Raw genomic sequence first — 13873 nt, 5'->3', positions numbered from 1 at the left:
TATATTTAGGTACTCAATCATGGAAAAGTAATGAAAAAGAGTGGTTTTACCCAAGTTATCTGCCTCACCCTGAATTCATCTTATTGTTTTGTAATGTTAAATAATTGGTCTTTTACAAATCTTTTCATAGAAAGAAGGCAAGTGCTTTAAATTTCTACTGGTTACTATATAATCCGCCAGCTTAATTATTGCTCAGTCGTCTTTAGGACTGGGCTAAAGGTGGGATCTGTGACTTTATTGAGGAGATTATAGTTGCGAAGCTATATTTTTTATCGTTTTGTTTTAAAAGTGTTTTTAGTTTGTTTTACGGTGCTGGGGCTGAGCGCTTGCGGTGGCTCAGGTGGCTCCGATAGCGCTGCAAATACCGGGAGTACAGGTAACACAAACGTTGAACCGCCAAAAGCGATAAACGCCGCACCAAAAGTTACCATTGAAGGTCTGACAGAAACAACGCAACAAGTCGCCATTACGTTAAATGCAATAGCATCAGATAGCGATGGCAACATAGCGAGCTATGCGTGGAGTTTCGACCCAAATTTACCGATTTCTGCAGACAACTTAACCGATTCCAGCTTAACGATTGTAAGCTTAGCTCTTGACGAAGATATTACCTTTGATGTCTCTGTTGTCGTGACTGATAACTTAGGTAAACAAACTTCAGCGACCCATACTGTTAAGGTTTACGCACCAGATATCGCGCCTTTGAATATTAATATATTAGGCACCGAAAGCGAACTTGAGCAGCAAGCATTCCAATTGACACTTGAAGCGACAGAGCCGCTAGATGACTCGGCTCAAATTACATGGTCTCATGATTCTGAGCTGGCGCTAGACCTCAGTGGCAGCGATTCAACCACCTTGACTGTGGTATCACCTGATATTTTAGAAAATCAAACCGTTCACTTTAATGCAGAAGTAAAGCTGAGTGACAACAGAGAGGCCAAACACACTCATGTTGTTACTATTAAAGCGCTTGCAAATGTGCCTCCTGAAGTCAGCATTGTTGGTAACCACAAAGTGCTTGAAGGGGTCACCTTAGCTTTGCGCGCTGAAGCTTCAGATCAGGATGGTGAAGTTGTTACATATGCTTGGTCTCATAACACTAACCTCGACATAAACTTAGCGGGTGAGCAAAGCGAAAACCTGTCAGCGTCTATTGAAAACATTGTGTACGATCAGACGGTGGTATTTACAGTTGAAGTTACTGACAACCAAGGGACATCTTCACAAGAATCAATCACTGTGCAAGTAACGGCACTACCAAATGTTGCACCTACCGCGGTGATTAAAGGTGAAAATACAGTTACTGAGCAAGCTGAATTAGTTTTAACAGCTGAAGCAAGCGATAGCGATGGTCAGGTCGAATTCTACTCTTGGTCGTATACGTCTGACATAGCCTTTACTGTATCTGGTTTGCAAAGTGAGACTTTAACGCTTCAATCTGGAGATATAGTTGAAGACCATACTGCTGTTGTTTCTTTACAAGTTACTGATAATCAGGGGGCTTCCCACACAGTTGAACATACAGTAACTATCGAAGCGTTGCCGAATGTTGCCCCTGATGCATCTATCCAAGTGAGCCAAGAAACTGTTGAGCGACAGGCTTTCACCCTAACAGGTATCTCAAGCGATGTTGATGGTCGAGTGAGCAGCCATAGCTGGTCGCACAACTCACCATTGACGCTATTGATAGACGGACAAAACACTAATGCGATCAGTGTTGTTAGCCCTGATATTCAAACTCCTCACGAAGTGACATTCACTTACACCGCTACTGACAATCAAGGCGCGAGCACCAGTGTTTCTCAGTTGGTGACTATTGAACCGATCCAAATAGCGTTCTCGGTTACAGGTAAAGTAACGGATGCGCCTATTCCATTTGCGCAAGTTACCATGCAAATCGGTGAGGCAACTTTTGAAGCAAATGCCGATGAAAATGGCGACTACACGCTGGATGTTGCAGTCGATGAATCTCAAGCTGCTGAATTAGTTAAGTTATCTGCCAAAGGTATTAATGATAAAAGCACTGTGTCGCTTGTTTCACAGTTAAACTCTGTTAGCACTATTAAAGAAGCAGCAGGTGACGACAATTTGGTTAATGCTGAGGAATTATTTGACGTCAATGTAACCAATGTCACAACTGCGGAATATGCACTATTGGCAAGAGATACACAGGGGTATAGCAATAACGCCGAGTTAAATGACGCAAAAGCACGTATTTCGTCGCAAGAGCAATTAACCTTAGCAGCAGTTTTAAAAGCCGTGATTGATCATGGTGTTGCACTTCCTGATGGCGTGAACTCGACACTGGAGTTGGCTAAAAACTCTGAGTTAGTGGATGAATTACTCGACAACCTAACTGAAACTCAGCCAGAGTTAGTAGAGCAAATCAAAAGCGAAATCACCAATGACGAAACTCTTGTTGCTCCTGTAGCCTTCGCACCAAACGGCACATATTACTTACTCGAGACAAACTATGTTGATGGATTGGATTATAAGCTGGCATTTTATGAAGACCAAAGAGGTTTACTGAGTACCGCTGATAAGCGCATCCCTTTCTCTTGGGCACAAAATGGCAAAGAAGTAACAATCAACCTCGACCAAGAAGTGGTGGTAAACAACGAACAGTTTGAACATCGTACAGGTTTTCATAGCTCTTCATTTAAAATAACCACATACGATCTGCATAATAAGTCATTGGCAGTCATGGTGGAGTTCGATGTCTCACGAGATATCGAAGAGCTGCCCAATGGAAAATACACGACAGCGGCGCAGGTGTTTGGCGAGCGCGATTTAAATAGATTGACTGAAGATGCTCTTGTCGGCACTTGGAGCCTTGCTTATTCTCAATTCGGTGAAAAAAATAACTTTGAGTTGACCTTTAGAGAAAATGGTCAGGTTGCAATTGATACCGGGATCACTGTGTGGGACGGTACTTGGCGCATTCACCTTGGTCAAGTTGAAGTCAGCCATTGGGTCTTTGGTTTCAATCTTAAATTGGCCAGAGAGTTTAACTTTGGTTATCAAACCATTGTAGAAACGGGGTCTTTTGGTGAAGAAGTATATCGACAAGGTACCTTCATAAAACACCAAGACATTAGTTTCGACGACATTGATTACCAAAAAACATGGCGCAAAGCCCACAGTAAAAAATCTCATTCGGCTTTCACGGTTGATAATAACGATAACTTTAATTTTAGATGGCACCGTGACATTCATGGTCAAAATGACAACGGCATACTGACGCGTTTTGACTATTACTTAGACGGTAATAAAGTTGATTTTTGTAATACCGAACTAAGCAGCTGTCGCATAGATACGGTCTATCAATATAAGCTATTGGCGCAGATAGGCGATACCATTGCGGTGGCCTATTTTCGAAATAGACTAAATGTGTCAGATAGATCCAGAGACATCCATTTTTACAAGCTATCGGAAAAAACTTGGGCGTTGGGTAAGTTTACAAAGTCTTTCTTTAATACAGACAAGCTCGAGCGGCTTTTTGGCGCGCAAACACATTTATACTCTGTTAATGGTGAGACAATTTCTCATCTATACAGTGATTTTTATTGTCCAACTAATCCTTCTCCATTGAGGCTGTGTTTTGACTCGATAGTTTTCAATGGTGAACGCTACCGTGCGTCTTTAGAAAATGAGAAGTTGAAATTAGAACATCTACAATCTGGTGCCATCTCTTATATGGCGGTGAGCGAAGAGACTGACAAAACTATCTCACTTTGCCATTTTGCTGAAGGGGCGTCTTGCTCACAAGGGAGCAATCACAGTTTTGTGTTCTCCAAGCCGGAATTGACCGTTAACGTATCGCAAATAGGTGAAGGGGAGCTTACGATTTCACAGTCGCAGTTTTACTTTGGAGATAGGTTTAATATCACAATCTCAGAAGTTGGCGACTATTCACTCGAGAATATCAGTGGCTGTGGTGGAGTACTGAAAACGATAGACTTTACTAAGGTATATCAAGTTCCAAAACTAGAGTCTTCATGTGAAATTACGGCGACCTTTCAAGAGCGAATTGCACATAAGCACACATCACTTTTATTGGATGCGACGCCTGCAGGTTTTGTAGACAGTTGGTATTACACTTTTGACGCTGACTCTCAAATCCGCGGCACCTTTTTCGGCCAAGACAAAAATACAGCCTTTACGGTACGTAACATACAGTCAGAAATGTATATCTTTGAGTTTGAGCAGACTATTCAAACCAGAGTAAATGGTAAACTGTTTTTTGCGTCTAGATTTACGCTCCGTTATGGCGCTGACTCTCTGTATGCTTGTTGGAATGGAAGTAAAAAAGACGACAACTTCGATCCCAAATCGGCGCATTTGGAGGCGACTTGTACTTATGTAGAATCAGCAAGTTCAAAACAAGCGACTGAGTTAGAGGTCAGCGAATTACTAGGTGACTGGCACTTAAACTTTGACTTGTCTTCAAATCAATACCAGTTGACGCTTAATGAAGACAATACTGGGGTTTTCATGTCTTTGCTGGGCGATGGCTCGATAGCGAGTGCCCAATATATAAACTGGCAGTTAAACCGCGAAAACATGCTTGAATTGACGGACGAAACGGGCGCTGTCGCGTCGTTTTCGGTGATTGAAAAGAATGCGAGTCTCTACACTTTACTAGCTAATCAAACCGGTGGTGAAAACCAAGCCGACTGGTTGAGGTATGGCAGCTGGTCTATGATCCGAACTGAACGCAAGCCGTGGTCATTAGAGCAACTTAAAGGAGCTTGGGTCGCTGTTGATGAGCAAAGCATAGAGAACTTTTATTTGTTTTCTGGGGGGGAATACCGTTCCGGTAAACTTAATGGTGCAGGGACAGTCGCTCTTGAGCGTAACACCTTAACCATCTCGGCCAGCTTTAATAAGAGCCAAAACCGTTTTGAACATATCTGCAATGACACTCGCCCTGAATGTGAAGTGCGCTCAATTGCGCAATTTAAAGTGATTGCGCTAGACAATGCCCGTGCTTATATTCACGTTTATCAGTCGAATGATTATCAGAGCTCTGTAAGGATTATTGATATTGATGATACCTTCTCAGTTGAGAACGATAACCCTGTTTACCTTGAGTCGGCCAAGTATTATGAAAAGTTAACAGGTTCGATACGCACATGGGAGTTTATATATAACGGTACAGGTAGTAACGTTGTTGTAAGAGTTGGTGATGATGCATCATTCTTTGCAAGTTATGATAAAGGTGAAATAAAGTCGGTTCATAATCCTGACAACTTTACGTATCGTGTACTTGATATTGACTCAGATGGCCTGACAGTGTGCCGCATGGTTTCGGGGCAGTGCTCAGCACACAATCAAATTCAGCTGTTATTTCAATTGCCTTTTGTTGAGGTGACATTGGATATTCCTGATGCTTTAGAAGCTAGACACAATGCCGGTTCAGGTTATTTGAAGTATGGCGAAAAACTCGAAGTCACACTTAATAGGAGCAACCAACAGCGCCAATATGCATCTGCGTTTTCCGGTTGCGGTATTACCAAGCCCAGTTGGCTTAATTTTGCGGTGATCACATTTTCGTCACCTGCTCTAACACAATCGTGCTCATTACAAATGACAGCGGCACCGCTGCCAGATTCAAATGCAGATCGATTGGGCATAACAGATCCTGTATTGAAGTCATGTGTAGACCGCGAAGCCAGTGAATACGTGGAGTATGACCACCAATTCTTTTGCTCTAACTATCGAGGTCTTTCGAGCCTTGAAGGGATCGAAAAGTTGCATTCTCTTACCAGTTTAGGGCTACAAAATTTTAGTCTAACGGCTGAGGGGCTTCAGAGGCTTGAGCAGCTGACAAATCTAGAAGAATTTTCTGCTCATACTAATCTGTTTGATGAACTACAGGGACCTGTAGAAGTAGATTTTTCTGGGCTTGAAAAACTGAAAAAACTCACTTTAACAAGGCTGCCAGAAGGAAGTTTAACGCTGCCAAATACAGCGACATTGAAAGAATTATCTTTGGTTTCTTCTGCGTTGACAGAAATAGATTTGTCTGGACTTTCCGGTCTGGAGGACTTGTCTATATACAACTCTTCGATCACCGCTTTAGATTTATCTAACAATAAAAAGCTCACAATGTTGGATGCTCGTTCATCAGCACTTCAATCTATCACCGGTGTAACAGCTGATCATCAGCTTCAAATAATGAACTTAAAAAGTACTCAGTTTGAGAGTCTAGATTTGACCGGGTTTGAAAGACTTACTTACCTTTATTTGTCAAAATCGCAAATAAGAGAGATAGACATATCAAAAGCAAAAGCCTTGCTTGAATTCGATGCACAAGAGTCGCAGTTACATACTCTTTATTTCGAGGATTTTTCCAACGTACAGAATGTTTATCTTTCTGATACACAATTGACTGAGCTCAATGTAGAGATGATGCCCAAATTATCATTTTTGCAAATTGCGAGAAATAAATTAGTAAACTTAGACGTTTCTCAAAACTTGAATATCAGATCTTTACAAGCATCTGAAGGAACCATAAAAAGTGTGTTATTGCCCGATAGTGAGCATGCGCAGGGCGGTAGCTTCAATGTCGCATATAATAAAATTGAGAGTTTAACTATACCGGCAAGTTTACAAGGCAGCTCTTTAAATTTTGATAATAACCATATTCAAGAATTAAATATGTTGGGTAACCCTTCTTATTTGAGCTTGAAAAACAACCAATTGGAAAGCATTTCACTCACTACCGAGTCTCAGGTTAGAACTGTAAACTTGGCTGGAAATAAGCTGAAGTCAGCTGAACTCTCGGGCCTCTTTGATAGTGTGGACTTATCTAATAATGAGCTAGTTAGTTTTTCCTTGTCGGAAACCACAAACATAAGCTCGTTAAACTTGTCGAACAACTTATTGGAGCAATTTTCAGCTTACGGGCAATTAAACGGGAGTTTGGATTTATCTAGTAACCTTTTGACAAATCTAGTAATACCCGAGTTTCAATACAGCTTGTTTAAATTCGATGTAAGTGACAATCCATTGGGCAGCATTACATTCGAAGGTGGGAAATATTCAAATGTCATTTTATCGGACACAGAATTAACACAGTTGGATATCTCAAAATTGGAATTTATATCCAACTTAGTTATTGATAGGACAGATATTGCATCTGTCGATATCCCAGTGACCCTACGTTATTTAAGTGCTGATAATGTTTCAATAACCAGCTTGAATATCTCAAAAGGAAGTGCATTGTATAATGTTAGTTTTCAAAATAATGTGCTGAATAGCATATATGGTTTGGACAATATCGATAGTCGTCTTTTATTGAATTTAACCAACACTGACGTAGATGAAGACCTTGAAGCGACCCTTAAGAGTATGAGTAATGTTATACTTTGGGGGTTGTGATAGGCTGAGTTATATATAAACTGATATGAACTTTTCTTGGTGTTAATCGCTTGACCTTAGAAAAGTTCATGTTTTACACTTATCTGTGAACGAACCCTCCATATTGTTATCTCGCAAAATTGACTTGGCATTTAATCCTATCTCGATGTAGGGGGGATTTATTGCTAAGGTTCTTGTATTTTATGGCTTAATACATATCCTTGGTAATCTTGTGTAAAGCCTGAACTAGAGAGTTTCACTAGAATATGTACCTCACAAAGACAATAAATAAGTAACTTTTGTTAAAGAAAGTGGACGCTTTGAGCTTCACAAGTTTTATCCCTTTGAGGGGTTCTGAAATTAAAAATATTTTATATTTTTTCGGGCGGTTTATAGCATATATATAGCATTTAAAATCGGTGAGTTTAAAGTTGAATTTTAAATTCTATATATTTAATTTGGTTGGCCTTTTTGGCGTGGTTTTGGTATTTACTAAAAAGGGGTTATATTTATTCTTATTTATTTATTCAGTTTTGTTCTATTTGTTTCCCCTTGTTTTTAATTGTTTTTATATTATAACTTGTTGTCAGTCTTATTTTTACGAGTGAGGCTAAATCAATGAGATTACAATAAGGAAATTAAATTGAAAACTTTTACCAGCTTTTTACTTTTGACTGTATCAGGTCTCGTATTATCCAAAGAAAACATATCAGACTCATTTTTACCTTTATTTAACTCTGGTGATAGGCAAGACATCACAGAGTACTTAGCCAATAACATGGCAAAAAGTGCGCTTGAAGGCTTTGGCATTGATGCGCATGTAGATACATTTCTAAATACACAAAATACCCATGGAGAGCTGACGTTACTGAAGCAACTGCCAGCAAAAAACGGTCATGATCATTTGCTGGTGTTGTCAAAAAATAACCAGCTTACATACACCTTGGTGATTAACAGAGAAAATAAAAAGCCGCATGGGATCAACTATTTTTTTCTACGTAATACGCCTTTGGAAGCAGACCTAAAAACCAATCTATCAAAAAAGCAGGTAGCAAATGCGTTATCAGTATTCACTGAACGCTTGAGCAAAAAAGATGCATTTTCTGGAGTTATTCTCGTTGCAAAAAATGAGGAGATTATTTTCAATCAGGCAGTTGGCCTAGCAAATAGGGAGTGGCGAGTAAAAAACACACTTGATACGAGATTTGCTTTGGGCTCAATTAATAAGATGTTCACTGCGCTGGCAGTGCTCAATTTAATTGAACAGGGAAAGTTAAAATTTGAAGATAGGCTCACCGATTATGTTGATAGCAGCTGGTTACCAAAAGGGGAGGTTGATAAGATAACTATCCGGCAATTACTCACTCACACATCAGGATTGGGTAATTTTTTTAATGAGGAGTTTATTAATAGTAATAAAGAGCTCTATCGAGATTTGAATAACTATAAGCCCCTTATCTCAAGCATGCCATTGCATTTTTCTCCGGGGACTCAAAATCGCTACAGTAACTCAGGCATGCTGATGCTTGGTTTAGTCGTAGAAAAAGTCAGTGGCATGTCCTATTACGATTTCGTGCAAAAGCATATTTATGACAAAGCCAATATGCCCCAAGCAGGCAGCTTTGAACTTGATTCAACCACGCCTAATTTAGCCACTGGTTATCTAAAGCGCATGCACAGTGACACTTGGGTCAATAGCACTTATACCCGTGCAGTCAAAGGCAGCCCAGCTGGTGGCGGTTTTGCAAGTGCCAAAGATTTACATAACTATGCGCTGGCACTAACAAGTTATAAACTGCTCAATAAGGAATTGACGGAATCTGCATACAGCGAAAAATCTAAATATAATTCTGCCAAATGGTACGGATATGGTTTTTCGGTTGGAGGCACACCTGACAATCGTATAGTTGGACATGGTGGTGCCTATTTAGGGGTCGATGCGAGAGTTGATATGCACCTAGACAAAGGGTACGTCGTCGTGATTCTGGCCAATCAATCTGATGTAGTGTCACCTGTGCGTCGTAAAATTAATGAGCTACTTGCAAGGATGAGTGATTGATATAGATAAAGCATGAGGTATCAAACTGATTTGTGCTTTCACTATGCGGCTATATAAGTAACTTTTACGGATAGGTTTCGTATTGTTATGTATAGCGAGACATGTAACCCAAGTGGGCATCAAATTTGAGGGGGGCGCCGACTGTACTAAGTTGCCAACGATATGTGGAATTAGTGAATAAAATCATTCATCTACAGCAAAACTTTGCTGTGTAGCACTAGGGGGCATTATTTGTATCAATGCTATCAAAAAGTGCCCTTAGTGTGGTTTATTTATTGCTGATTGATAAACCATTCAATTCCATCATTGTGCGTTTTCATTTTGCAGTTCAATTTATTTTACTATTACAGCTCTGGCTTATATTTGTGCTCGAGGCGGCGTAATCTCTCCTCACTTTTGCTTGTCGCTGCTAGCTTATTTGGTACATCCACAGTTGTAGCCAAAGAAGTTAATCTATCACTCAAACAGGCAATCGATAGGGCGCTGACACATAATATCAGTGTGCAAAATCAATATTTATCTCGCATCACGGATAAGGTTGCACTGGAGGCAGCTGAACAGGAATTTGAGCCCCAATATATGATAACTATTGGGGATCAAAGTAACTCAGTGTACTCATCGACCTTGGCGCAGCATGAGCAAAATACGCAAACGTCTGTTGGCGGTTCTATCCGACTAAAAAACGAGCTGGGTGGGCAGTTAGAGTTAAATCTTGCACAACAAAAAAATGAGTATGAGGGATTTGATCCTCAGTATGCCTCGACGCTGACTTTATCCTACAAGCAACCTCTGTTGCGGGGTGCTGGCTCTAAAGTCGCTGGTGCCTCATTGAGGCAGGCTAAGTGGCACGAGCTCAGTCAACAGCTTCGCATGCAGCAGTTTTTAACAGAGGTGATTGGTCAAGTTGTTACGCAGTACCGAAGCTATCAATTAGCTTTGCACGCGATGAAAATTAGCCAGCACTCATTTAAAAGGGCACAACATCAAGTACAGACAAATAGTGCGCTAGTTGAAGCTGGTCGCTTATCTCATTCAGAATATGTTCAAAGCAGAGTTGCATTAGCAAACCAAAAGTTGGCATTAAAGCGAGCTGAAAACGAGCTTGATCAAGCGCGTTTATTGCTATTGCAAATACTGCGTTTAGAAGAACACACCAATTTAAATCTCACAGAGCCGCTTGCTGTGTCAGCACCTAATTTAAACTTGGCTCGCATGGTGACAACAGGGCTTAAAAATCGCCCAGACTATTTGCAAGCTAAGCTCAATGTTCGGTCTAACGACCTTAACTTATCCGTTGCGAACGATGAGCAAAACTGGGACTTAAGCCTTAACTTGTCATATCAATTAATGGGCAGTGAAGGACACTTTACGGACTCGTTAGCGTACCAAGGTCATCTAAACCAAGGGGACTATAGCATTGGCTTGCAGCTTAATATTCCGATAGGCGACAAGATTAAAAGGCAGTCGTTATACAATGCGCAAATCGCTCTGTATCAGTCGCAAAATTCGCTTTATGAGCTAGAAAGCAAAATTCGTCTTGAGTTGTTAAATAGTAAACGCAATATTGAAACTGGCTGGGAGGGGCTACAGCTCGCAAAGAGTTATCTAGCACTCACCCGAGAGCAGTTGTCTCTAGAGCAAGAAAAGTTGGCGGCGGGGCTGTCTTCAAACTTTCATGTAGTGAGCTTCGAAACGCAATTAGTGGATGCCGAAAATCAGTTTATTTCTGCGCAGATAAGCTACCTCAACCAGTTAACCGTGTTGCAAGCACAATTGGGCACTACTTTGACAGCGTGGCAGATCAAACTTGAGCCAGAATCAGGTATTTCGGTTAACAATATGAAGGCGTATCGCTTAACGGCTGGACCCCATCAAGAAGGGTGGAACAGTCATGAATAGTATTCAAGTTAAAGAAGCAACACGCAAGCCTTTATCGTCACAGCATAATATGTGCTTGAAGTTGAGCCAAGCCGTGGCAGAGTTGCTCGCTGCAGAGCACACTATTGTGTTTTTATTAGACCATGGAAAAAGCCAATTTTTGGGGGTGCTGGAAAGTGAAGCGCGGGTTGTAGATATTCACATCACGACAGATAGCTGTCCTGTAAGTTTTGTTTTCACGCTGCAAGAGGCGCTCTTGAGTACTGACTTGATACAGGAGCTAGATGCCAAACTTAAGCTGTGTATCCAAAACGGTATATCGGCAATTATGAGCAATGAGAGCAGCGAGCCTTTGGGATTCGTACTGGCACTCAACAAAATGGCCAACCAAGGTATAGCGCCAACAGAGTTTACAGTGCAAGACCAGCAATTGTTGCAAAAGCTGAGCTGTATGGCTGGCTGGGTTGTCGAGCAAACATTGCAGGTAGACACAGAGCATGCAAAAAAAGAGCAGCTGAACAACCAATATCAAGACTTACAAACGGCTTACGCACCAGTGTGTAAGGATAATCATCAGCTAGAAAGCACTGTGCGTAGCAAAAGAATAACAGAGAAACTTACTGTTACTGCTGCGATAATGGTTTCTCTATTTTGTTTGTTCTACCTATTTTTCGCCTATTCTTTTAACGTTGCACCTGAAGCGCAGGATCGGGAAGGTCCACAAAGTCACATACAAAGTCAGCTGATTTCACCTCAAGTTGAGCGAGTAGAGGATTTTCTGCATTTGTCTGGCAATTTACAGCCTTTGAGCTGGGTAAAAGTGAACGCGCCGTTAGATGCCGCAATCGAGCATGTCAACTTTCAATATGGAGATACTGTACAGCAAGGACAACTTCTATTGGAGCTAGATCAGAGCACTATTCAGTTAGCTTATAGAGATGCCACTGCCGCCTATTTTCAAAGTTTGAAAGAGTTTGAAAGATTAAAAAACTGGTCAAATAGTATAGAGGTTAAAAACGCCAAAAGAGCTGTTGTTAGAGCAAATAAAGCACTGCAATTGGCTAAAGAGCGTCATGCTTCCACCAACTCGCTGTTTCAAAAAGGCATTGTTGCCAAAACTGAGCTGGACTCAGATTGGCGCGCTGTGTCTGAAGCTGAAGTTACCTTAACCATGGCTCAAGAATCGCTGATTGCGCAGCAGTCAGTTGCCAGTGATGTGCAGCTGAAAATAGCTCAACTTAGTTTGCAAAACGCAGAGCAGAAAATGCAGAGTTTGGCACAGCAAGTAGAGCAAGCAAACATCCACAGCCCAGTGCAAGGCATAGTCCTCCCCGCAACTTCAAAGCAAGAAAAGCCGTCTTTTAAAGGGGAGATATACTCGGGGGCTCAAGTTGTTAAAAACGAGCCTTTGGTGATGATTGCCGACATGAGTGGAGTATCAATTGACAGCCAAGTGAATGAGGTAGACCTGTTGAAAATCAAGCCGGGACAAAGTGTTGATGTGCGCATTGAGGCACTCAACGATTTGTCATTGTCAGGAGTAATTCACTACGTGGATGCGCGAGCCCGAGCAAGCAAAGGGAGTCGCAGTCGGGTTTTTAATATTCAGATCCAAGTGAAGCAATTAACAGAACAACAGCGCAGCTTGATTCGCATAGGCATGTCTGTTGATACTCGTGTGCTCATTTATTCTAACCCGGAGGCGCTGGTAATTCCTGTCTCAGCAGTGCAACTCGAAGGCAATAAAAAGTTTGTTTGGGTTCAAACTGAGCAGGGGCAAGTGATTCGCAAGTACATTGAGATACGTACCAGTCTGCCTCAAGGGTTAGAAGTGTCTTCGGGATTAAGTGCAGCAGACAAAGTTGTGATTGGGTTTGGAGAAAAGTACTAATGCTTAAATTGACAAATATTAGTAAGTCGTTTTGTCCCGGCCACACACATTTGCCCATTTTGAATAACTTATCGTTGTCTGTCTCAAAGGGAGAAATGCTTGCTGTTATGGGCCGCTCTGGTAGTGGCAAGACAACGTTAATGAATATTGCAGGGTTGCTAGATCATCCTGACTCAGGAGAATTTGAGTTAAATGGTCGTTCGATTATGCATATGCCTGATGATGAGCTTTCTCGATTACGTAATGAATCAATTGGCTTTGTATTTCAGTCGTTTCATTTAATGCCACGGCTCTGTGCCTGGGAAAATGTAGCCATCCCTTTGTTATATCGAGGTGTCTCAGAGCAGGAGCAAAAAAGGCGCAGTTTGGCAATGCTGGCAAAAGTTGGCATGGCGGAGCGAGCTGAACATAAGCCAAATGAGCTCTCTGGAGGCCAGCGCCAAAGAGTGGCTATCGCAAGAGCATTGGTGGGAAAGCCAGACCTAATCTTAGCTGATGAACCAACCGGTGCATTAGATCCACAAGTTGCCCAAGAGATCATGGAACTGTTTTTGACCTTAAATCGAGAAGAGCAGATAACCTTGGTGATCATCACTCATGATCCACGAGTTGCCGCGCAGTGCCATCGAACTCTACATATGCAAAGTGGTGAGCTTTCGACTGAGCCAAAGGTCTAA

At 41.5% G+C, this 13873-nt stretch carries 5 protein-coding genes; all 5 read left to right on the top strand.

Translation table 11 applies throughout. The annotated features are described in order from the left end of the window. Nucleotides 1-252 precede the first annotated feature (252 nt). The 5 genes from N483_RS05950 to N483_RS05930 all read left to right on the top strand — a co-directional run bounded on the left by N483_RS05950 (nucleotide 253) and on the right by N483_RS05930 (nucleotide 13873). Entirely contained in the window at nucleotides 253-7389 is a 7137-nt protein-coding gene (locus N483_RS05950; RefSeq protein ID WP_023401966.1) for a PKD domain-containing protein, read from the top strand. A gap of 622 nt (nucleotides 7390-8011) precedes the next feature. After that, nucleotides 8012-9427, top strand: a complete 1416-nt coding sequence (locus N483_RS05945; RefSeq protein ID WP_023401967.1) for a serine hydrolase domain-containing protein — start codon at nucleotides 8012-8014, stop codon at nucleotides 9425-9427. A gap of 321 nt (nucleotides 9428-9748) precedes the next feature. Further along, nucleotides 9749-11326 (top strand): TolC family protein, encoded by a 1578-nt coding sequence (locus N483_RS05940; RefSeq protein ID WP_196764399.1) that lies wholly within the window; start codon nucleotides 9749-9751, stop codon nucleotides 11324-11326. Further along, a complete protein-coding gene (locus tag N483_RS05935) occupies nucleotides 11319-13196 on the top strand; it encodes an efflux RND transporter periplasmic adaptor subunit (RefSeq protein ID WP_023401969.1) in 1878 nt (625 codons plus the stop codon). The genes N483_RS05940 and N483_RS05935 overlap by 8 nt, the downstream gene beginning before the upstream one ends. Continuing rightward, a complete protein-coding gene (locus tag N483_RS05930; RefSeq protein ID WP_023401970.1) occupies nucleotides 13196-13873 on the top strand; it encodes an ABC transporter ATP-binding protein in 678 nt (225 codons plus the stop codon). Before N483_RS05935 ends, N483_RS05930 begins: the two co-directional genes overlap by 1 nt.

Origin of the sequence: Pseudoalteromonas luteoviolacea NCIMB 1944, from assembly GCF_001625565.1 — a bacterium.
GTDB lineage: Bacteria > Pseudomonadota > Gammaproteobacteria > Enterobacterales > Alteromonadaceae > Pseudoalteromonas > Pseudoalteromonas luteoviolacea_F.
The sequence above is the reverse complement of the archived record's forward strand: the minus strand, read 5'-3'. Positions and strand labels throughout refer to the sequence as shown.